The organism is Sphingomonas sabuli (assembly GCF_014352855.1).
In the GTDB taxonomy this organism is placed as follows: Bacteria; Pseudomonadota; Alphaproteobacteria; order Sphingomonadales; family Sphingomonadaceae; genus Sphingomicrobium; species Sphingomicrobium sabuli.
In genome coordinates, this window is record NZ_CP060697.1 from 110556 (window position 1) to 130687 (window position 20132).

Genomic DNA, 20132 nt, shown 5'->3' on the forward strand with positions numbered 1-20132 from the left:
GCGTCGCTCATGCTTCGACCTTCTTGCGGCGGAGGAGGATCAGGAGATCTTCCTTGTCCATCGCACCGCTGAACCAGGCGATGACGAAATAGACGATGGAGCCTGCGCCGACGAGGGCGACCGTGCCCAGCAGGCGCTGTCCGATCGAGCCGGCGAACCAGTCGGCCAGCAGCAATTCCACGCCCCAGATCGTGGCGCCCATGGCCAGGGCGGCGGCAAGTTGCTTGACCAGCCGCGCGCCAAGCCATCCTTCGAGCCGGAAATAGCCGTCGCGGACGAGCAGCACGTAAAGTGCCAGCGCGTTGAGCCACGCGGCGACCGCGGTCGACAGCGGCAGGATGACGATGCCGATATCGTCGATCCAGATGAAATTCGCGATTACGCCAAGCGCGAGGGTGACCAGCGTGATGATCACCGGCGTCTTCATGTTCTTGCGGGCGTAGAAGCCGGGCGCGAGCACCTTGATCAGCACATAGGCCGGCAGGCCCGCGGCAAGGACCGACAGCACCAGCGCGCTGGTCGCCGCATCCTCGGCCGTGAAGCGCCCGCCTTCGAACAGTACGGTCATGATCGGTCCCGCGGACACCATCAGCGCGATCGTCGCCGGGATCGTCAGGAGCATGGACAGTTCGATCGCCCGGCCCTGCACGTTGCTTGCCTGCTGGTCCTCGCCAAGGCCGATGTGGCGGCTGATGGCGGGCAGGATGGCGGTGCCGATGGCCGATCCGATCAGCGCCAGTGGCAGCTGGTTCAGGCGGTCGGCCTGGCTCAGGTAGACGAAGCTGCCTTCGGGCAACCGGGTCGCGAAATAGGCGTAGAACAGCTGGCTGATGTAGTAGCCGCCAGCGCCGATCGTCGCCGGCAGGATCAGCAGCAGCAGTTCCTTCACGCCCGGCGTCATCCGCGGCGGCAGGAAGCGCAGCGCCAGCCCGGCGCGCCGGGTCGCGATGACGCACAGCGCCAGTTGCAGCACGCCGCCCACCAGCACGGCCCAGGCCATCGCGACGGCGGTCTGCTGCCCGCCCTGAGGGACCAGCAGCAATGCCGCCAGCAACGCAACGTTGAGCAGGGCAGGGGCAAAGGCCGCGGCGAAGAATCGCGACATGGAATTGAGTATGCCGCTGAACAGCGACACCAGGCTGATGAAGATCAGATAGGGAAAGGTGACCTGCGTCAGGAATACCGTGAAGCGGAATTTCTCCGGGTCCTCGGTCCACCGCTCGCTTGCCACCGCGACGACCACTGCCGGCATGGCGATGACGAAGACGATGGTGATGAGGATCAGCGCGGGCAGGAACACCGCCTGCACCTCCTCGGCAAATTTCTTTGCCTCGGCAAGGTCGCCGTCCTTGCCTATCCGCCGGGCGAACAGCGGCACGAAGCCCTGGCTGAACGCGCCTTCGCCGAGCAAGCGGCGAAGGAGATTGGGAAGTTGGAAGGCCCAGATAAACACTTCGGCCGCGGCCGACGCGCCCATCACCCGGGCAAACACCATTTCGCGGGCGAATCCGAGGATCCGGCTGACCAGGGTCAGTCCGCCGATCGTCCCTCCGGCTTTGACGAGGTTCATCTGCTGGTCCGCTCGGGGCGGGGGCCGGTCAGGCCTTGCCCTCGTCCTCTCCGGCGGGCGCCGGGTCGGAAGCCGTGGTGCCGAGTGAGGCGTCGCCGCCCTGCTGCTGGGCGGCCTGCATCTGCTGCATGTAGGCCGCGGCGAAGTCGATCGGATCGAGCAATAGCGGCGGGAAGCCCATGTTCTGCACCGAATCGCAAATGATTTGGCGGACGAACGGGAACAGCAGCCGCGGCGCTTCGACCAGCAGGAAGGGCGCCAGCGCTTCTTCCGGGAAGTTGCGGATGCCGAACAGCCCGGCGTAGCTGAGGTCGACGAGGAAATGGATGCCGCTTTGCGACTGCGCCTTGACCTCGACCTTCAGCATCACCTCGTGAACGTCGTCGGAAACTTTCTCGACGTTGAGGTTGAAACTGACATCGAGAGCGGCCTGGTCCTGCCACTGGTACACCGCCGGTGCGCTTGGGCTCTCGACCGACAAGTCCTTGATATATTGGCCGAGCGTTGCGGCCTGGGGCGCGGTTTCGGAGGTGTCGGAGCCGTTGCCGGCGCGGGCGGGATCGTCTTGGGCCATTTATCTTCTCGCTTGAGCGCTGATGGGTGCAGGGCCGCCGGAAAAGCGGCCGCATTCATGTCGCTGGGCGCCTAGCAGTCGCTATAATCGGGCGCAATGGCGCGGGGCCGGCGCGACTCGGGCTTTGAATCTGGCACCGGCGCGCATTATGTGCGTTGAAAGCGCAGGATCTCATCAGTGACAGTCATCATCATTCTCGCCCTCGTGGCGCTCTTCGTCGGCTTGCGGCTGTACAGTGTGCTCGGCGAGCGCACCGGCCATGAGCAGCAACCGATCCTGAAGCCCGCCGATCCCGACGCGGCGCGGGTCGAACGGCCTGCACCCCCGGTTGCCGGCGTGCAACCGGCGCAGGTCGATTCCGCCGATCTCGCCTATTTGCCAACCGCGGGGCCTGGCGTTCGCGCGCTGCTGGCTGCCGATCAGACCTTTGACGTCGCCCGCTTCCTCGATGGCGCCAAAAGCGCCTACCGGATGATCCTCGAGGCCTTCTGGGCAGGGGAATTGGAAAAGGTCCGGCCGTTTGTCGACGACAGCGTCTACAACGCCTTCGCCTCCTCCATCGACCAGCGCAACGCGCAGGGTCTGGTGCTGGACAACCGGCTGGTGACCATCGAGCAGGCGCTGATCGCCGAAGCGGCGCTGGAACATAGCGTGGCCTTCGTCACCGTGCGTTTCGAGGCCGATATTGCGGCCGTTACCCGCAACAAGGAGGGCGAGGTCGTTGCCGGCGCGATGAGCGACGCGGTGCAGACTCGCGACCTGTGGACGTTCCGCCGCGACACGGCGACCAACGATCCCAACTGGCTCCTTGTCGAAACCGACGAGGAAGAGTGATCAATCGCCTGAAGGGCCTCGCGCTCGTTTCCGCACTGCTGCTGTCCGCCTGCGCCACCCGGCCGGTGGACCTGCCGCCCGCGCAGCTGCCGCCGCCGACCCAGCCGCGCGCGCCGGTCGTCCCGGTGGAGCCGCCCAAGCCGGCGACCGCCATCCAGGCCGGGGTGGTCATTTCCCAGCCCGCGCAGCTTAACGAGGCCGACGCTGCCGAGGCGCTGGCGGCATTCCGCATCTCTTGCCCGTCGGTCGTATCCCGCGCCGACAAGTCCGGGCTTGCCAGCCCCGCAGACTGGTCGGGTGTTTGCGCGCAGGCGGCGCTGGTTCCGCCGGGCGGCGCATCGGCCTTTTTCCACAGCGCTTTCGACTGGGTCCGGGTCGGCGATGGCAAGGCTTTCGCGACCGGCTATTTCGAGCCTGAGATCGTCGGCTCGCCGGTGCCCTTGCCCGGCTACGTCCCGATCCACGCTACCCCCAGCGACCTGACCCGCTGCGCCTTGCCCGACGGCAAGACCGGCCGCGGGCGGATCGATGAAAACGGCCAGTGCGTCTATTATTTCAGCCGCGCGGAGATCGAGGCGGGCGCTCTCAACGGCCGGGCGCCGATCATCGGCTATGCCGCCGACTCGATCGAATTGTTCTTCCTTCACATCCAGGGCTCCGGTCGGCTGCGCTATCCCGACGGCCGAGTGGTCCGGATCGGCTACGACAACCAGAACGGCCGCGAATATGTCGCCATCGGCAAGCTGCTGCGCGAACGCGGCATTTTGCCGGCCGGCGGCACCAGCATGGACGCGATCGTCGGCTGGATGCGCGCCAATCCGGAAGAGGGCCGGGCGCTGATGCACGCCAATCCGTCCTACATCTTCTTCAAGCAGCTGACCGGTCCGGGTCCGCTCGGCGCGCTGAACCGGCCGGTGACCGCGCATGCGACCGTCGCGGCCGATCCCAACTTCATCCCGCTCGGCGCGCCGGTGTGGCTGGGCGTCGACCGGCCCGAAGCGTGGGGCCTGTGGATCGCGCAGGACACGGGTGGCGCAATCAAGGGCGCCAACCGCGTCGATACCTTCTGGGGCGCCGGGGAAGCCGCGCGCCGCACGGCCGGCGGCATGTCGGCCAAGGGCCAGGCGCTGGTCCTGCTGCCCAAGGGCGCCGTCGCCCGTGCGCTCGCTCAGCGCTGAGGAAAATGCGCTCTGGGAGCGGGTAACCGCCACCATTCGCCCATTGTCGCGGGAGCCGGTGGACGCGCCCGTTACTTCTGAAATTAAGGCTGTAGCTCCGCCGGAAGTGCGGGTGACGCCGCCTCGCGCGGCCGTGCGCAATGCGCCTCCGCCGCCTCCGCCCAAGCGCACGACCCATTCCGGCGCCACGCTCGACGCGTCCTGGGACCGTCGGCTGACCTCCGGTACGGTCCAGCCCGACCGCGTGCTCGACCTTCACGGCCACAATCTCGACCAGGCATGGAGCGCGATCGACCACGGCATCGAGCGCGCGGTCGCGGCCGGGGAACGGGTAATCCTGCTGGTCACCGGCCATGCCCGGGCCGGCGAACCGCCGGTGCAGCGGGGCAAGATCCGCGCCGCCGTGCACGACTGGCTGGCGGTGTCGCGCCATGCGTCGAAAATCGCTGCCGTGCGCGGGGCGCACCGGCGTCATGGCGGCGGCGGCAGCCTCTATATAATTTTGCGGCGGGACAGGGCGAAATCCACGCTTTCTTAACCCTGTCGATTTAATCGCTAGCCTCTGACGGATTGTCCGTCGGTCAGGGCGCGAAACCAAGCATGCAACCAGGAACGACCCAGAAGGTCAGCAACGCCATACTTTCCGGCGCCGCTGGCTTTGCGTCGTTCATCTTTTCGCTGAGCGCGCTGCTCTACATCACCGAACTGAACGAGAAGATCGTCGCCGCGCTGGTCGCGGGCACGTTCTGCCTGTTGATCAGCTACGTCGCGTCCGAACGCCCGAACAGCGAAAGCGCTCGCGCGCTGGCGGCGCTCGGCGACCGCCTGCTGGCGGTCGAGGATGGCGATCTGGTGTCGCCCGCACCGCCGCTCGTCCGGTCCGTGATGCCCAAGGTCGCGGCAGCGGTCGACAGCCTGTTCGCCGAAGTGCGCGCGTCGATCGAAAACGCCCATGCGCTTGGTATGTACGATCCCGTGACCTCCTTGCCCAACCGGCTTCACTTCCGCTCCGAAGCGGACAAGCTGCTTGCCGATGTCGACAGCGGCAACAAGGCGGCGATGCTGTTCGTCGACCTCGACCGGTTCAAGAACGTCAACGACAGCCTGGGCCATGCCCGCGGCGACCAATTGCTGATCATGGTCGCCAACCGGCTGCGCGTGGTCGTCACCGCCGAGCTTGGCGATACGGTCGGCAAGCGCCCGTTACTGGCGCGTCTCGCCGGCGACGAATTCACGATCTTCTTCCCGCTGGTGTCGTGCACCAAGGATGTCGAACGCCTGGCCCGGCGCGTCGTCCTGGCCATTGCCGAACCGTTCGAACTGTACGGGCACAGCGTCGACATTGGCGCGTCGATCGGTGTGTCGATCAGCCCCGACCATGGCAAGAGTATCGAATCGCTGATGCGCGCGGCGGACATCGCAATGTATCGCGCCAAGGCCCGCGGCGGCGGCCAGCATTGTCTGTTCAACGACGATCTGGCGACCGAATATAACGACAAGATCGAAACCGAACGGGCACTGACCGAAGCGGTCCAGCAAGGCCAGTTGCAGGTCGCGCTGCAGCCGCAGCTTAGCCTCGTCACCGGAGAGATCGTCGGAGCGGAGGCGCTGCTGCGCTGGAATCATCCGCGCGAAGGCTTGCGCATGCCCAACACCTTCATCCCGATCGCCGAGCGAACCGGGCTGATCGCCGAAATCGGCGACTGGGTGATCGGCGAGGTCGCGATGATGCTGGGCAACTGGCACCGCGAAGGCTTCCACCACCGCGTGTCGTTCAACGTCAGCCCGCGTCAGCTCGACCGGGCCGACTTTTTCGGCCGCCTGCGCCAGGCGTTCAGCGACCACAACGTGCCCCTGTCGATGATCGAACTGGAATTCACCGAGTCCGCGGCGATGGAGGCCAGCGAGGCGGTAATGGCGGAAATCAGCGCGCTTCGGGCGGACGGCGCGAAGATCGCACTGGACGATTTCGGCACCGGCTATTCCAATCTCGCCCGGCTCCGCTCCATGCCGCTTGACCGGGTCAAGCTCGATCCGACGCTGATCGACCAGGTCGAATCCAACGAAAAGGCGCGGGTGATCGTTCAGGCGATCGTCCAGCTGATCAAGGGCGTCGGCTGCGAGATCGTGGCCGAGGCGGTCGAAAACAGCGCCCAGGCCGACCTGCTTCGAGCGATGGGCGTCGACACGGTTCAGGGCTTTGCCTTCGGCTCACCGATGTACGAGCGCGAATATCGCGCGCTGATCACCCATTCGTCCGGAGCCGCTGCCCAGTCGGTCGCCTGACTGCCAGCGCCACCGCTCTTACAGGATGAAGTCGCCAGCAGTCAGGCCGTGCAGACCGTCCACGCGGATGGCGAAATCCGCCAGCCCGTCGCCATTGGTGTCTCCGAAGACATAGGTGTTGCCGCTGACCTGCTCGTACCGCAGCTCGCCGGCGACGTTGTGAAACGCCTGACCGCCAATGAAGGTGAACGCGTCGTTGGTCGCGGCGCCATTGGCGCTGTTGGCATCGACGAAGTTCAGGCGGATGCGGTCGCCTTCGGCATTGCTGAAATCGCGAATGCGGTCGGCGGTCGGCGGCGTCGCGCCTGAAAAGTCGCCGTCGTGGAAGACGAACAGGTCGGCTCCCGCGCCGCCTGTCAGCGCGTCCTGCCCGGAACCGCCCTCGATCCAGTCGGCGCCGGTGCCGCCATTGAGCGAATCGCTGCCGGCATCGCCAAGCAGGCGGTCGTCGCCGGCATCTCCAACCAGCGCATCGGCGCCATCGCGACCGGCCAGCGTGTTCGCCCCGGCATTGCCGGTGATGCGGTTGTCGAGCGTGTTGCCGACGCCGTTGATCGCGGCGCCACCGGTCAGCTGGAGCTCCTCGATATTGTCGTCGAGCACGAACGTCACCAACGAGCGGACGGAATCGATGCCGGCGCCGCTGGCTTCGACCACCCGGTCGCCGGCATTGTCGACGACATAGATATCGTCGCCCTGCCCACCGCGCATCGTGTCCGCGCCCGCGCCTCCATTGAGGACATTGGCACCGGCGTTGCCGAGCAGGGTGTTGGCCTGTGCGTTGCCATAGCCGTTGATCGCCGCGCTTCCGGTCAGAAGAAGGGTTTCGACATTGTTGGACAGGGTGAAGTTGACGCTGGACCGCACGGTGTCGTCTCCGGCCCCGGCTGCCTCCGCGACGATGTCGCCGGCGTCGTTGACGAAATAGGTGTCGTCGCCGGCCCCGCCGCGCATGGTGTCCGCGCCGCCCGCGCCGTTGATGACGTTGTCGCCGCTGTTGCCGAAGATAAGGTTGCCGACGCCGTTGCCGGTCGCGTTGAGATTGGCGGTTCCGGTCAGCGTCAGATTCTCGACGTTTTCGCCCAGCGTGTAGCTGATCGACGCGCGCACCTCGTCCGTGCCTTCGCCGGCATTCTCGATCACCGCGTCACCGGCTTCGTCGATGACGAACACGTCGTTTCCGCCCATGCCGTTCATCACGTCGGACCCGGCGCGGCCGTTGAGGATGTCGTCGCCGTTCCAGCCCTCCAAGTAATTGCCCGTGCTGTTGCCGATGCCGATGAAGCTGCTGAATTCCTCGCCGTAATAAACCAGGCTCTCGAAATTAGCCGTCAGCTCGAAGGAGGACAGAGTGGTATAGACCATGTCGACGCCCTCGTCGGATAACTCAACGATCTGGTCGGTAAAGTCCTCGACGAAATAGACGTCGTCGCCGGTGCCGCCGACCATGATGTCGGAATTCGCGCCCCCGATAAGCTGGTCGTGGCCGGCGTTGCCGTACAGCGTGTCGCTGCCGTCGAAACCCATCAGCGTGTCGTCAAACCCGCTTCCATTCACCGTGTCCGCATTGGTCATGAGGTAATCCCGAAGCAGCGAATAGACTTCGTCGTTCAGGACGAGGTCCGCGAACGTCTGGGCGTCGATCGAGAAGCCTTCGATGTCCCATACTTCGGTGTCCGGCAGTTCGTACGTCCAGCGCGTGATCGTGCCCACGGTTGGCATGTTCTGCGAAATTTCGCCCAGCCCGGTGCCGAAGAAAGTGTCTCGCGCCCCGTCGAGCTCGGTGACCTCGACGAAATTCTCGGACGATCCGGTGACTTCGCCGTTGACGATAGAGTCGCGGAAAGCGGTGCCGGTATTGAGAAAGCTGTCCATCCGGACGCCGGCGGAAAAGGTGATGGTGGTCACGGTAAACACTCCTTCACGGGCGACCGGCAGCGGGCCGGACAAGCGCCAATGACGATTGCCTAAGCCATGCTTATCGGACGCGGCTCACCCGTTTGGGTGAGGCCTGATTCAGAGGAGAAAATCCGAGGCCGCGAGGCTGTGCAGCCCGTCCAGGCGGATCATGAAGTCCGCCGCGCCGTCCCCGTTGGTGTCGCCCATCACGAACGTGTTGCCGGCGTTCTGGACGTAGCGCAGTTCGCCCGCGACCCCGTGGAACGCAGCGCTGCCGATGAAGCTGAAGGCCTCGTTCGTGGTGCTTCCGTTGGCACCGTTGGCATCGATCGAATTGAGCCGGATCTGGTCGCCGTCCGCCTGGCTGAAGTCGATGATCCGGTCGCAGCTGCCGGCGGACAGGCCGGCGAAGTCGCCGCTGCGGAATACGAACAGGTCGGCATCGCTGCCGCCGGTGACGATGTCCTTGCCGACGCCCCCTTCGACCCAGTCCTCGCCGGTGCCGCCGTCGATCTGGTCGTCGCCGATCCCGCCGAGCAGCGTGTCCTGCCCTCCGTTGCCGGTCAACACGTCGTCGCCGGCTTCGCCAAGCAGCACGTTGAGCTGGTTGTTGCCGGAAATGCGATTGGCCAAGGCGTTGCCGGTACCCATCGACGCGACCGCGCCGGTCAGCTGGAGATTCTCGACGTTGTTGCCAAGCTCGAAGCTGACGGAGGATCGCACGGTGTCGGCGCCCCCGGCGGCGCTTGTCTCAATGACCCGGTCGCCGCCATTGTCCACATAGTATACGTCGTTGCCGCCGCCGCCGCGCATCACGTCCGCGCCCGCGGCGCCGTTGAGCGTGTTGGCGGCCGCGTTTCCGGACAGTTCGTTGACGAGGGCGTTGCCGGTGGCGTTGATCGCCGCCGTGCCGATCAGCGTGACGTGCTCAATATCCGCACGGTCCCCACCGACGAGAGCGAAGGACACGGACGTCCGCACCTCGTCGACCCCGTCACCGGTCGCGCCGAGATCGGACCAGCGGTCGGATACGAAATCTGCGGTATTGTCGACGAAGAAGGTGTCGTGGCCGCTGCCGCCGAACATGGCGTCGGCGCCGGTGCCGCCGTTGAGGTAATCGTTGCCGCCGGCCCCGTAGAGCACGTCGTCGACCCCAGAGCCGCCAAACAGTTGGTTGTTCCCGGCATTACCGCCCATCACCAGGCCTTGACCGCTAAGGTTGCGCAAGTTCTCGAAGTTCGCGGAGAGGACATAGGCGCCGTCCGTCGGGGCGAACTGCAAGGTAACGCTATCGGTCCCCTGGTCGGCATCCTCACTGATCATGTCATTTGCATTGTCGAGCACGTAGGTATCGTCGCCGAGTCCGCCGACCATGTCGTCAATGCCCAGACCGCCGTCCAGGAAATCATTGCCGTCATTTCCGATGATCGTGTCGTTGCCGCCATAGCCCAGCAGCCCATCGTTGCCGGAAGATCCGCGAACGGTATCGTCACCGACCATGAGATGCTGTGCTAGGAGCGTATCCACGTCATCGCCGAGGATCAGTGGCGAGAGTGTCGACGCCTGCACCGAGAATTCCGAGATGTCCCAAACTACAGTGTAAAGGCCATCTCCCGTCGAAACTTCGTAAGCCCATTCGTAAACTGTCCCGCTCGTGGGCATGTTCGTGGATGTCGACGCAAGATCGGTCCCATAGAATGAGTGGCGGCCGATCACATCGGCTATGCGGTACAAATAGGAGGCTTCCGTTGTCAGCGTCCCAGCTGCAATTGCATCGTTGAAACTCGTTCCGCTAGCGGCGAACGAGCGCATGTCGAACGGCTGGTAAAATCTCAGAAGAGCCAACGGTTGTCTCCCAGTGGTAGGCGCCGAAACTTCGGCGCGCGTTGCTTCTCAAATCTTGTCGGCGTCGTCGCCCTTGCGCAGCTTACGAAGGTGCCAGGCCGGCATTGCAAGGCAGGGTCCCGCTATGATCAAACATTTCCATCAGACTGACCATCGCACGAAACCGTTGCCGTTACAGCAGGAAGTCCCCCGCGACGAGGTTGTGCGTCCCTTCAAGCCGGAGCATGAAGTCGGCCGCGCCGTCGCCATTGGTGTCGCCCATGACATAGGTCGCGCCGTTGTTCTGGATGTAGCGAAGCTCGCCCGCGACGCCGTGGAAGCCGTCAGACCCGATGAAGGTGAAGGCCTCGTTGGAGGTCGCGCCGTTCGCGCTGTTGGCATCGATCGTGTTGAGCCGGATCTGATCGCCCTGCGCCCGACTGAAATCGACGATGCGATCGCATGCGCCAGCCGAAAGGCCGCCAAACTCGCCGCTGTTGAAGGCAAAGATGTCGGCGCCCGCGCCGCCGGTCATCAGGTCGCGGCCAACGCCGCCCTCGATCCAGTCGTGTCCCGTGCCGCCGTCGATCGTGTCGTCGCCGTTGCCGCCGTAGAGGGCATCGTTACCGCCATTGCCGTTCAGCACGTCGGCGCCGGCATTGCCGCTCAGGACATTGACCTGGTTATTTCCGGAAATGCGATTGTCCAGACCGTTGCCGATGCCGTTGACGATCTCCGCCCCGGTCAGCTGCAGGTTCTCCACGAAATTGCCGAGCGTGAAGCTGGCGGACGAGCGCACCGTGTCGGTCCCACCTGCCGCGCTGGTCTCGATCGCCCGGTCGCCGCCGTTGTCGGCATAATAGATGTCATCGCCGCCGCCGCCCCGCATGATGTCCGCACCGGCGCCGCCATTGAGCAGGTTGGCCGCCGCGTTGCCGGTAAGAGTGTTGACGATGGCATTACCGAAGCCGTTGATGGCCGCCGTGCCGGTCAGCGTCAGGTTTTCGATATCGAACCGATCGCTGCCCTGCAGGGAAAAAGTGACGCTGGAGCGAACTTCGTCGATTCCGTCGCCACGCGTACCGAAGCTGTCCCGATTGTCGCTGACGAAGTCCGTGGCGCTATCGACGATAAAGATATCGTCGCCCGCACCGCCGTACATGCTGTCGTTCCCGCCGGCGCCACCATTGAGGTAATCGTCGCCGTCGGCGCCGTACAGTTCTTCCCCGCCGTTGCCGCTGCCAACCAGCTGATTGTCGAGATCGTTGCCCGCAAGGTGAACGGCCGCCCCGCTCAGGTTGCGCACGTTCTCGACGTTTTCGCCGAGGATATAGAAACCCACAAACGGCTCGAACCGAAGCTGCACGGTGTCGTTGCCGGCATCGAAGAATTCGGTGACGACGTCACTGTCGTCGTCGAGCAGGTAGGTGTCGTCGCCAGAACCGCCAAGCATGTCGTCGGCACCCGTTCCGCCGTCGAGCGTGTCGTTGCCGTCGTTGCCGTTGAGGATGTCGTTACCGCCATAGCCCAGCAGGTAATCGTCGAACCCGGAGCCGTTCACTTCATCGGCCCCGTTCATGACATAGTCTGAAAAAAGCACGCCGACCTGGTCGTTGAGGACGTGATTGGAAAAGGTCATCGCGTCGGTCGAGAAGTCGTAGAAATCCCAACCGATGCTAAGGCCGCCCATGCCGTCGTCGTAGCTGTAGGCCCACCGGTTCACGGTGCCCGAAAACGGCATGTTCTGCGAGGGGGCCGAAAGCCCGGTACCGTAGAAGCTGTCGCGCCCCGCCGTGCCTTCGTCGATTTGATAAAGGGTGTCGGTTGCGGTTGTCAGCATCCCGCCGCTGATACTGTCGTGGAATACGGTCCCCGAATCCTCGAAGAACCGCATATCCATGCCGAAATAGAAGTTCAGCGTTGCCATGGCACTTGCTCCCCGGATGTCCCGCCACTGACCTGCGGTCGAAAAGAGGCGGCTTCGAACACGCCCGCTCGAGCCCCCCGACTCGATTTACGGTACGGTGAAATTCAAGCGGAAAAGTGCCGGAAACAAACCCGAAATCAATTCCCTAACTTTCGTTAGGGGCGCTCATGCGCGGGCTGTGAGGACGGCCTCGGAACGGCATCACAGGGGGCGCCGTCGGCGCTCCTAGGTGCCTTTGCTACAGCAGGAAATCGCCACTCGTCAGACTGTGCAACCCGTCGAGCCGGATCATGAAGTCCGCCACCTTGTCGCCGTCGGTGTCGCCCAGGACATAGGTGTTGCCGCCGCTCTGCACGCTGCGCAGCTCGCCGGAAATACCGTGAAAGGCGGCGCTGCCGATGAAGGCGAAGGCTTCATTGGTCGTGCTGCCGTTGGCGCTGTTGGCGTCGATGGTATTAAGCCGGATCTGGTCGCTATCCGCCTGGCTGAAGTCGAGGATGCGATCGCACGATCCCGCCGAAAGGCCGCCGAAATCGCCCGCCTCGAAGACGAACGTGTCGGCCTCCGCACCGCCGGTCATCAGGTCGCGGCCAGCGCCGCCGTCGATCCAGTCCTGCCCGGTGCCGCCGCTGATCGTGTCCACGCCGGCCCCGCCGTCGAGGATGTCGTTCCCGCCATTGCCGCGCAGCACGTCGTTGCCATCGTTGCCGACCAGCACGTTGATCTGGTTGTTGCCCGAGATGCGGTTGGCGAGGGCGTTTCCGACGCCGCTGACGATGTTCGCCCCCGTCAGTTGCAGATTTTCGACATGGTTGCCGAGCGTGAAGCTGATCGAGGCGCGCACGGTATCGATGCCGCCGAGCGCACTGCTTTCGATGGCACGGTCGCCATCGCTGTCGACGTAATAGATGTCATTACCGTCGTTGCCACGCATGATGTCCGAGCCGCCGGCGCCGTTGAGGACGTTGGCCGCGCCGTTGCCGGTCAGTTCGTTGTTGAGCCAATTGCCCGTGCCGTCGATCGCATCGCCGCCCGTCAGCCTCAGGTTTTCGATGTCAGCGGTGGTCTCGCCCGACAGGCTGAAGGAAATGCTGGCGCGCACTTCGTCGATGCCGCCGCCCGCCGTCGGCATGAAATAGGTCTGGTCGGTGACGACATCGCCGATGCTGTCGACGACGAAAATGTCGTCACCGGCACCGCCATGCATGATGTCCGCGCCGCTGCCGCCGTTGAGATAGTCGTTGCCGCTTTGGCCATCCAGCCGCTCGGGCACCTCGTCGCCGCCATAGATCAGGTTGGAAAGATCGTTCCCCACCATGCTGACCGCGGCACCGGACTGGTTACGAAGAATCTCCACGTTGTCACCCAACGCATAAACCTGGAATTCCTGCGCACTGCGCAGGATGACGGTGTCCGTGCCCTCGTCATCATATTCGGTGATGCTGTCGGCATCGCTGGCGTAATAGGTGTCGTCGCCACTTCCACCGTTGAGCAGGTTGTCGCCCTCGCCGCCGTCCAGCGTATCGTTGCCGGCGCCGCCGTAGATCGTGTCGTTACCGCCAAAGCCCAACAGCCAATCGTCGTATCGAGAGCCGGTAACCGTGTCGTCGAAGCTCAGCAGCACGTTGCTCAACAGGCCGGCAAAGTCGTCGTTGAGGATATAGGTCGAGATCGTGGAGGCATTGGTCGCCAGCCCGTCGAAGGACCAATAGGGCGTGCTTGGCCCGGAACTCGTATAGGCGTGTCCCCAGCCGGTAATGGTGCCGGAGTGCGGCAGGTTGCTCGAGGTCGCGCCGAGGAAATAACCGACGAAAATGTCATAATCCCCGCCGGTCTGGTCGATCCGGTAGGACGTGGTGGACGCGGTCAGGGTGCCGCCGGCAATCCGCTCGTGAATCGCCGCGCCGCTCTCGGCGAAAGCGCGCATGTCGAGACCGAAATAGGTTATAAATTGTGGCATGGCGTCCCCCGCATACTCGGCGCGCCCGCCGCGAAACCTATCCCGACTAAGCTACTGCCCTAATTACGAAATGCGCGAAAAACCGATATAAATCAATTTCAATTTTCCGGCTGCGCTAACCCACCACCTTGGCCACGATTCGGGCGTAAATCGCAGCCAGCTGGCGGATGTCCTCGACCGCTGCGCATTCGCCCACCTTGTGCATGGTCGCGTTGGGCAGGCCGAAGTCGACAACTGGGCACAGCTTGATCAGGAAGCGGCCGTCGGAGGTGCCGCCGCTCGTCGACAGGTCGGTGTCGATACCGGTTTCCTCGCGGATCGCCGCGACGACGAGGTCGTAAAGCTCGCCTTTTGGCGTGAGGAACGCCTCGCCCGAAATGCGCGCGCGAACGGTGGCGCCCGGCGCCTCGCGCGCAGCCACCTCCTCGACCATCCGCACGAGATCCTCGCCCTTGTGCAGATTGTTGAAGCGGATGTTCAGCGCCGCGGTGGCGGAGCCGGGGATGACGTTGCTGGCGTTGGTCGGCGTTTCGATGCTCGTGAATTCCAGGTTCGATGGCGGAAAGGCGTCGGTGCCGTCGTCGAGGTGCACCCGGTCGAGCGCGGCAATCACCCTCGCCAGCGGCGGGACCGGATTTTCGGTCCGGTGCGGGTAGGCGACGTGACCCTGCACGCCGGGCACGTCGATCCACATATTGACCGACCCGCGCCGTCCGATCTTGACCGTGTCGCCCAGCCGGTCGACGGACGTCGGCTCGCCGATCAGGATCATGTCCGGCCGGACCTCGCGCTCGTTCAGCCAGTCGATGATCCGCGGCGTGCCGTAGGTGGCATACCCTTCCTCGTCGCCGGTGATGAGGAAGGACAGGGTGCCGCTTTTCTGTTCGACTTCGGCGACCGCGGCGACGAAGGCGGCGATCGCGCTCTTCATGTCGTTGGCGCCGCGCCCGACCAGCAAGCCGTCCTCGACCTTGGCTTCGAACGGGTCGCAATCCCATTTGTCGCCGGCGGGCACGACGTCGAGATGCCCGGCAAAGCCGAAGTGCGGTGCGCCTTCGCCACGCATCGCGACCATATTTTCGGTCGGCCCGTCGGGCGCTTCGCCCATCACCCAGCGATGGACGGTAAAGCCAAGCGCGCTGAGAGCGGCGTCGAGCACGTCGAACACCGCGCCGCTGGCCGGGGTGACGCTGGGGCAGCGGATGAGGTCGCGGGCGAGCTCAACCGGGTCGATTGAAGCGGTCATGGCAAGCGACTAGCAAGCGGCATCAGCGTTGCACAGTGGAGCCTGACCAATGCCGAAAGTGGACCTCGATGCGGTGACACCGTCCAATGCGACCGGCTATCCGCCGCCCTTCAACCAAGCGGTCGCGGGCCGCTGGTGGAAACGGATCGCCCCGCTCGCCGGACTGACCGAAATGGGCGCCAGCCATGTCACGCTCGACCCCGGCGCCTGGTCGAGCCAGCGCCACTGGCACGAGGACGACGACGAGCTTCTGATCATGCTGTCGGGCACCGCGGTGCTGGTCGAGGACGAGGGCGAAACCGAGCTCAGGCCTGGCGACATCGCGGCCTGGAAGAAGGGGCGGGGGACCGGCCATCACCTGATCAACCGGTCGGACGCGCCCTGTTCTTTCGTCGCAATCAGTGCCGGGCCGGGCGGACCGGGCGGGTATAGCGACATCGACATGGTGTGGACCGCGGACGGCAAATACGTCCGCAAGGACGGCACGCCCTACTGATCGATCTCGTCGTCTTCCGCGTTTCGCTGCTTGATTGCGACCGCGTAGATGATGCCGAGCGCGGCGCCGAGGCCGAAACCCGCGCCGATGTTGCCGATCGCCACGCCGACGCCAAGGCCGAGCGCCATGCCCACGACCATGCCCTTCGCCATATTGTTGCGCGGCGACGTCATCGGTTCAGGCGGTCTCGTTTTCGTAGGCGTCAATCACCCAAGGCTCGTCCTGCGCCTTGTCGATCCAGTCGTTGACGTGCGGGTGCTGCAGCACCGACTTCATGTACAGCGCGGCGAACGGCGGGACGGGCACGCCATAGGTGATGAAACGGGTGACGACCGGCGCGAACATGATGTCCGCCGCGCACCAGTCGCCGAACAGGAAATCGCCGATTCCGCCGAAACGGGCCCGGGCCTGCGCCCATAATTGCATGATCCGGTCGATGTCGCGGCGGACCTCGTCCGACAGGTCGATGGGCGGATAGGTGCGGCGCACGTTCATCGGCAGTTCGCGGCGCAGCGCGGCAAAGCTGGAATGCATTTCCGCCGCCATCGACCGGGCCATGCCGCGCGCCGGCTCTTCGTCCGGCCAGAACTTCTCACGCCCGACCCGATCGGCCAGGAATTCGATGATCGCCAGGCTGTCCCAGACGACGCAGTCGCCGTCCCACAGGATCGGCACCTTGCCCATCGACGGGGCGAATTCGTCCCCTTCGCGCGCCCGCTCCCAATCCTCGCCGAACATCGGCACGACCAGTTCTTCGAATTCTTCCCCCGACTGGCGAAGGGCAAGCCAGCCGCGCATCGACCAGCTGGAATAGGCGCGATTGCCGATGATCAGCTTGAGCATTCGAATGTCCTACCGGGTTGAAGCGTCGAGGATGGCGGTGCGCAGTTCGGCGATCCCGCCGCCGGTCTCGCTGGAGGTGGTGAAGATGGTCGGGTGTGCCGCCGGATGCTTGGCCGCTTCGGCCGTGGTGCGTTCAAGGACTTCGGCAAGCGCCGCGCTTTTCACCTTGTCGGCCTTGGTCAGGACGAGGTGATAGCTGACCGCGCTGGCGTCGAGCATGTCCATCACTTCATGATCGACCGGCTTCAGCCCGTGACGCGAATCGACCAGCACGAGCGCCCGTTTCAGCACTTGCCGCCCGCGCAGGTAATCGTTGACCAGGAAGCGCCAGCGCCGGACCAGGGCCTTGGGCGCTTCGGCAAAGCCGTATCCGGGCATATCGACCAGCCGGAAGATCGGCGGATCGCCGACGTCGAAATAATTTAGCTCCTGAGTCCGTCCCGGCGTGTTCGATGTCCGCGCCAGCGATTTGCGGTTGGTCAGCGCGTTGAGCAGCGAGCTCTTGCCGACGTTGGAACGGCCGGCAAAGGCCACCTCCGGCACGTCGGGTTCGGGCAGATACTGCATCTGCGGGACCGATTTCAGGAAGCTGATCGGTCCCGAAAACAGCTTTCGGGCACGTTCCGCGAGTTCGCTGTCCTCGCCGTCGCTCACGTCTTCACCGGGTGCGTGTCCGACAGGTGCAGGTCGAACCGCCTGTACAGCCACCATTGTTGCGCGATGGTCAGGATGTTCGACGTCACCCAGTACAGCACCAGCCCGGTCGCGAACGGCGCCAGCACGAACATCATCACCCACGGCATGAACTTGAACACCGCCTGCTGGGTCGGGTCCATCTGCTGCGGGTTCAGCTTGAACTGCAGCCACATGGTCACGCCAAGCAGGATCGGCAGGATGCCGAGGTAGAGAAAGCCCGGCGGGGTGAAATTGAGCAACCCGAACAGGTTGAGCGGGGTCAGCGGGTCGGGCGCGGACAGGTCCTTGATCCACAGCGCGAACGGCTGGTGCCGCATTTCGACCGACAGCATCAGCACCTTGTAGAGCGCATAGAAGATCGGAATCTGCAACAGGATCGGAAGGCAGCCGGCGGCCGGGTTGATCTTCTCTTCCTGATACAGCTTCAGCATCGCCTGCTGCTGCTTCTGCTTGTCGTTCTTATACTTCTCCTGGATCACCTTCAGCTTCGGCTGGACCTTGCGCATCGCGGCGAACGACTTGAACTGCTTCTGCGCGATCGGGAACATGATCAGCCGCACGATGCAGGTCAGGATGATGATCGCGACGCCGAAGTTGCCGGTGGCGTGGAACAGCCAGCTGAGCAGGTCGAAGATCGGGCGCATGAACCATTCGAACCAGCCCCAGTCGATCGACTTGGACAGCTTGGTGATGCCGGCGTCTTCGTAGCGGTCGAGCAGCGCCTTTTCCTTGGCGCCGGCGAACAGGCGGGTTTCGGTCTGCGCCGCCCGACCGGGCGCGACGACCTGCTGGCCCAGCGCGTAATCGGCCTGGAAACCGCGCGACGGGGTACCGGTGAAGCTGGCCGACAGCTTGGGATCGCCGGCCGGGGCCAGCGCGGTCAGCCAGTACTTGTCGGTGAAGCCGATCCAGCCGCCGGTGCTGTCGAACCGCTTGGCCTGCCCCGGGCCGAGGTCCGACCAGTCGGTGTCATAGTCGGCGCGCCCGTCGAGGAAGCCGATCGGCCCGACGTGGACCGTCCAGCTGCTCTGGTCGACCGAGGCCGCGGCCCGATTGATCAATCCGTACGGCCGGACTGCGACTGCGCCGGAACCGCGATTGATGACGCGCTGCTGCGCGGTGAACAGATAGTCGTTGTCGACGCTAAGGACGATTTCGAAGGTCTGGCCGGTCGGGTTGCTCCAGCGCAGCGTAACCGGCTGGCCGGGCTTCAACACCGCCGCGCTGGGCGTCCACACCGTCGTCCCGTTCGGCGCCTGGATGGCGTCGCCGGTCCAGCCGAAGGTGGCGAAATAGGCGTCCTTCGTGCCGGCGGGGGCAAGCAGCCGCACCGGCGCCGAATTGCGATCGATGCTTTCGCGCTCGTTGAGCAGGACGAGGTCGTCGATGCGCGCGCCTTGCAGGTTGATAGAGCCCTTCAGCCGCGGCGTATCGATCTGCACGCGCCGGCCTTCGCCGAGCACCGCGTCGACCGGGCGCAATTGTGCCGGCGCTGCCGTCGGGGCGGGGGCGCCTTGCGCTTGCGGGGCCGGGACAGCGGCGTCGGTCCCCGCCGCCTGCTGCGCCGCGGGCGGCGTTTCGGCCGGCTGCGGCAAGAAGCGATTGGAAAGGAAGCCCCAGCCAAGCAGCACCAGCGCGCTCAGCACGACCGCGAGGATCATGTTGCGATTGTCGTTCACGTCAGTCGGGTTCCTCGCGTTGGCAACATCTCAGGGGACGGGATCATGGCCATGACCGCCCCACGGGTGGCAGCGACCGATCCGCTTCATGGCGAGCCAGCTTCCGCGCAGCGCGCCATAGCGCGACAAGGCGGTGATCGCATAGGCCGAGCAGGATGGCTGGTACCGGCAACTGGGCGGTAGCACCTGCGACGGGCCCTTTTGCCATGCGCGGCAGACCCAGATCAGGCCCCGGGCAATCATTTCGCAACGCGTTTCAGGGCGCCGGTCAGGTCGGTGCGCAGCTGGCCGAAATCGCGTTCGACCCCGCCGGCGCGGCCGATCATCACATGGTCGGACCCGGTGAAGCCGTGGACAGGGAGGATTTCGCGGGAGAGCGCCCGAAAGCGCCGTTTCATCCGGTTGCGCACCACGGCATTGCCGATCTTCTTGGTCACGGTGAAACCCGCGCGGATCAGCGGATCGCCGTCCTTGCGGTCGCGGACGAGGAGCACGAAGCCGGGAGTCGCGGCGCGCCGACCGGCGTTCGCCGCGAGGAAATCCGCGCGCTTCGAAATCGTGACTAGGCGCTGAGCTTCTTGCGGCCGCGCGCCCGGCGCGCGTTCAGCACCTTGCGACCGCCCACGGTCGACATCCTCAGACGGAAGCCGTGCCGCCGCTGACGGACGAGATTGCTCGGCTGGAAGGTGCGCTTCATCGCTCATGCCTCAAATATCAAAAGAAAAAGGGCCGCCACGCCGGGCAGCCACCGTTGCGCGCGCCGATACGGGACGTAGTTGCCAAAGTCAATTCTTGGGCGGCTCGGGGAGCCCCTGTTCCTGCTCAAGCTCCGCCTTGCGGATCGCTTCGCGACGCTTGGCGCTTTCGCGGCGCAATGCAAGGTCGGTGAACCGGCCCACCCGCGGTTGCCAGCGTTTGAATTTCACATACCGCCGGCGCGCCCACATGCTGGTGCGCAGGACAAGCGCAATACCCGGAATGATCAGGAATACCCCGCCCGGGCCGGGCAGCGGCGAAATGAGGATCCCGCCGATAATCAGCAGGATGCCCAGTACGAACATGCCCCATTCGACCCACACCCGGTCGAAGAATCGGTTGATCTTGGTCCACACGGTCACGG

20 protein-coding genes are annotated in these 20132 nt (G+C 64.7%); 5 read left to right on the forward strand and 15 right to left on the reverse strand.

The window, feature by feature from the left end:
- Nucleotides 1–7 precede the first annotated feature (7 nt).
- Both murJ and secB read right to left on the reverse strand, forming a co-directional pair.
- Nucleotides 8–1570 (reverse strand): murein biosynthesis integral membrane protein MurJ, encoded by a 1563-nt coding sequence (gene murJ / locus H8M03_RS00595; protein ID WP_187479860.1) that lies wholly within the window; start codon nucleotides 1568–1570, stop codon nucleotides 8–10.
- A 28-nt stretch (nucleotides 1571–1598) separates the two neighbouring features.
- Entirely contained in the window at nucleotides 1599–2144 is a 546-nt protein-coding gene (gene secB, locus H8M03_RS00600) for a protein-export chaperone SecB (protein ID WP_187479861.1), read from the reverse strand.
- A 177-nt stretch (nucleotides 2145–2321) separates the two neighbouring features.
- Here secB and H8M03_RS00605 point away from each other — a divergent pair, with 177 nt between their 5' ends.
- The 4 genes from H8M03_RS00605 to H8M03_RS00620 all read left to right on the forward strand — a co-directional run bounded on the left by H8M03_RS00605 (nucleotide 2322) and on the right by H8M03_RS00620 (nucleotide 6442).
- Nucleotides 2322–2978 carry a Tim44/TimA family putative adaptor protein gene (locus tag H8M03_RS00605; protein WP_187479862.1) on the forward strand — a complete coding sequence of 219 codons (657 nt, stop codon included), beginning with the start codon at nucleotides 2322–2324 and terminating at the stop codon, nucleotides 2976–2978.
- The gene (mltA, locus tag H8M03_RS00610) at nucleotides 2975–4156 is read left to right on the forward strand and encodes a murein transglycosylase A (RefSeq protein WP_343070885.1); all 1182 of its coding nucleotides are present in this window, start codon (nucleotides 2975–2977) and stop codon (nucleotides 4154–4156) included. Before H8M03_RS00605 ends, mltA begins: the two co-directional genes overlap by 4 nt.
- Nucleotides 4157–4268: 112 nt before the next feature.
- Nucleotides 4269–4694, forward strand: coding sequence for a Smr/MutS family protein (locus H8M03_RS00615; protein WP_343070886.1), 426 nt, complete (start codon nucleotides 4269–4271; stop codon nucleotides 4692–4694).
- A gap of 62 nt (nucleotides 4695–4756) precedes the next feature.
- Nucleotides 4757–6442, forward strand: coding sequence for a putative bifunctional diguanylate cyclase/phosphodiesterase (locus H8M03_RS00620; protein WP_187479864.1), 1686 nt, complete (start codon nucleotides 4757–4759; stop codon nucleotides 6440–6442).
- 18 nt (nucleotides 6443–6460) lie between these two features.
- On the opposite strand, the gene H8M03_RS00625 is transcribed toward H8M03_RS00620, so the two are convergent.
- The 5 genes from H8M03_RS00625 to dapE all read right to left on the reverse strand — a co-directional run bounded on the left by H8M03_RS00625 (nucleotide 6461) and on the right by dapE (nucleotide 15298).
- A complete protein-coding gene (locus H8M03_RS00625; RefSeq protein ID WP_187479865.1) occupies nucleotides 6461–8350 on the reverse strand; it encodes a calcium-binding protein in 1890 nt (629 codons plus the stop codon).
- A gap of 108 nt (nucleotides 8351–8458) precedes the next feature.
- Entirely contained in the window at nucleotides 8459–10003 is a 1545-nt protein-coding gene (locus H8M03_RS12625) for a calcium-binding protein (protein WP_187479866.1), read from the reverse strand.
- A 355-nt stretch (nucleotides 10004–10358) separates the two neighbouring features.
- Nucleotides 10359–12092: a calcium-binding protein gene (locus H8M03_RS00635; protein ID WP_187479867.1), complete on the reverse strand. Its 1734-nt coding sequence runs from the start codon at nucleotides 12090–12092 to the stop codon at nucleotides 10359–10361.
- Nucleotides 12093–12330: 238 nt separating this feature from the next.
- Complete coding sequence (locus H8M03_RS00640) at nucleotides 12331–14052, reverse strand: calcium-binding protein (RefSeq protein WP_187479868.1); 1722 nt, start codon at nucleotides 14050–14052, stop codon at nucleotides 12331–12333.
- A gap of 115 nt (nucleotides 14053–14167) precedes the next feature.
- Entirely contained in the window at nucleotides 14168–15298 is a 1131-nt protein-coding gene (gene dapE / locus H8M03_RS00645) for a succinyl-diaminopimelate desuccinylase (RefSeq protein ID WP_187479869.1), read from the reverse strand.
- A 49-nt stretch (nucleotides 15299–15347) separates the two neighbouring features.
- Between dapE and H8M03_RS00650 the strand changes: the two genes are divergently transcribed.
- Complete coding sequence (locus H8M03_RS00650; protein ID WP_187479870.1) at nucleotides 15348–15794, forward strand: cupin domain-containing protein; 447 nt, start codon at nucleotides 15348–15350, stop codon at nucleotides 15792–15794.
- On the opposite strand, the gene H8M03_RS00655 is transcribed toward H8M03_RS00650, so the two are convergent.
- From H8M03_RS00655 to H8M03_RS00690, 8 genes are all read right to left on the reverse strand, one after another.
- Entirely contained in the window at nucleotides 15788–15967 is a 180-nt protein-coding gene (locus H8M03_RS00655) for a hypothetical protein (RefSeq protein WP_187479871.1), read from the reverse strand. The two genes, H8M03_RS00650 and H8M03_RS00655, sit on opposite strands and share 7 nt — an antisense overlap.
- A 4-nt stretch (nucleotides 15968–15971) precedes the next feature.
- On the reverse strand, nucleotides 15972–16637 hold the full coding sequence (locus tag H8M03_RS00660; RefSeq protein WP_187479872.1) for a glutathione S-transferase family protein: 666 nt from the start codon (nucleotides 16635–16637) through the stop codon (nucleotides 15972–15974).
- A gap of 9 nt (nucleotides 16638–16646) precedes the next feature.
- Nucleotides 16647–17291: a ribosome biogenesis GTP-binding protein YihA/YsxC gene (gene yihA / locus H8M03_RS00665; RefSeq protein WP_246448950.1), complete on the reverse strand. Its 645-nt coding sequence runs from the start codon at nucleotides 17289–17291 to the stop codon at nucleotides 16647–16649.
- The gene (gene yidC, locus H8M03_RS00670) at nucleotides 17288–19012 is read right to left on the reverse strand and encodes a membrane protein insertase YidC (protein WP_187479874.1); all 1725 of its coding nucleotides are present in this window, start codon (nucleotides 19010–19012) and stop codon (nucleotides 17288–17290) included. The genes yihA and yidC overlap by 4 nt, the downstream gene beginning before the upstream one ends.
- Before the next feature lie 30 nt (nucleotides 19013–19042).
- Nucleotides 19043–19255 (reverse strand): membrane protein insertion efficiency factor YidD, encoded by a 213-nt coding sequence (gene yidD / locus H8M03_RS00675; protein ID WP_187479875.1) that lies wholly within the window; start codon nucleotides 19253–19255, stop codon nucleotides 19043–19045.
- The gene (gene rnpA / locus H8M03_RS00680) at nucleotides 19252–19569 is read right to left on the reverse strand and encodes a ribonuclease P protein component (RefSeq protein WP_187480881.1); all 318 of its coding nucleotides are present in this window, start codon (nucleotides 19567–19569) and stop codon (nucleotides 19252–19254) included. Before rnpA ends, yidD begins: the two co-directional genes overlap by 4 nt.
- Before the next feature lie 5 nt (nucleotides 19570–19574).
- Entirely contained in the window at nucleotides 19575–19709 is a 135-nt protein-coding gene (gene rpmH / locus H8M03_RS00685) for a 50S ribosomal protein L34 (RefSeq protein WP_187480880.1), read from the reverse strand.
- An 88-nt stretch (nucleotides 19710–19797) separates the two neighbouring features.
- A complete protein-coding gene (locus H8M03_RS00690) occupies nucleotides 19798–20130 on the reverse strand; it encodes a PGPGW domain-containing protein (protein WP_246448951.1) in 333 nt (110 codons plus the stop codon).
- Between the last annotated feature and the right edge of the window lie 2 nt (nucleotides 20131–20132).

Excerpts from the sequence above, each read along its gene's own strand:
- murJ (WP_187479860.1), bottom strand. The coding sequence starts at position 1,570 with ATGAACCTCGTCAAAGCCGGAGGGACGATCGGCGGACTGACCCTGGTC.
- secB (WP_187479861.1), bottom strand. The coding sequence starts at position 2,144 with ATGGCCCAAGACGATCCCGCCCGCGCCGGCAACGGCTCCGACACCTCC.
- H8M03_RS00620 (WP_187479864.1), top strand. The coding sequence starts at position 4,757 with ATGCAACCAGGAACGACCCAGAAGGTCAGCAACGCCATACTTTCCGGC.
- H8M03_RS12625 (WP_187479866.1), bottom strand. The coding sequence starts at position 10,003 with ATGCCCACGAGCGGGACAGTTTACGAATGGGCTTACGAAGTTTCGACG.
- H8M03_RS00635 (WP_187479867.1), bottom strand. The coding sequence starts at position 12,092 with ATGGCAACGCTGAACTTCTATTTCGGCATGGATATGCGGTTCTTCGAG.
- H8M03_RS00640 (WP_187479868.1), bottom strand. The coding sequence starts at position 14,052 with ATGCCACAATTTATAACCTATTTCGGTCTCGACATGCGCGCTTTCGCC.
- dapE (WP_187479869.1), bottom strand. The coding sequence starts at position 15,298 with ATGACCGCTTCAATCGACCCGGTTGAGCTCGCCCGCGACCTCATCCGC.
- H8M03_RS00650 (WP_187479870.1), top strand. The coding sequence starts at position 15,348 with ATGCCGAAAGTGGACCTCGATGCGGTGACACCGTCCAATGCGACCGGC.
- H8M03_RS00655 (WP_187479871.1), bottom strand. The coding sequence starts at position 15,967 with ATGACGTCGCCGCGCAACAATATGGCGAAGGGCATGGTCGTGGGCATG.
- H8M03_RS00660 (WP_187479872.1), bottom strand. The coding sequence starts at position 16,637 with ATGCTCAAGCTGATCATCGGCAATCGCGCCTATTCCAGCTGGTCGATG.
- yidD (WP_187479875.1), bottom strand. The coding sequence starts at position 19,255 with ATGATTGCCCGGGGCCTGATCTGGGTCTGCCGCGCATGGCAAAAGGGC.
- rpmH (WP_187480880.1), bottom strand. The coding sequence starts at position 19,709 with ATGAAGCGCACCTTCCAGCCGAGCAATCTCGTCCGTCAGCGGCGGCAC.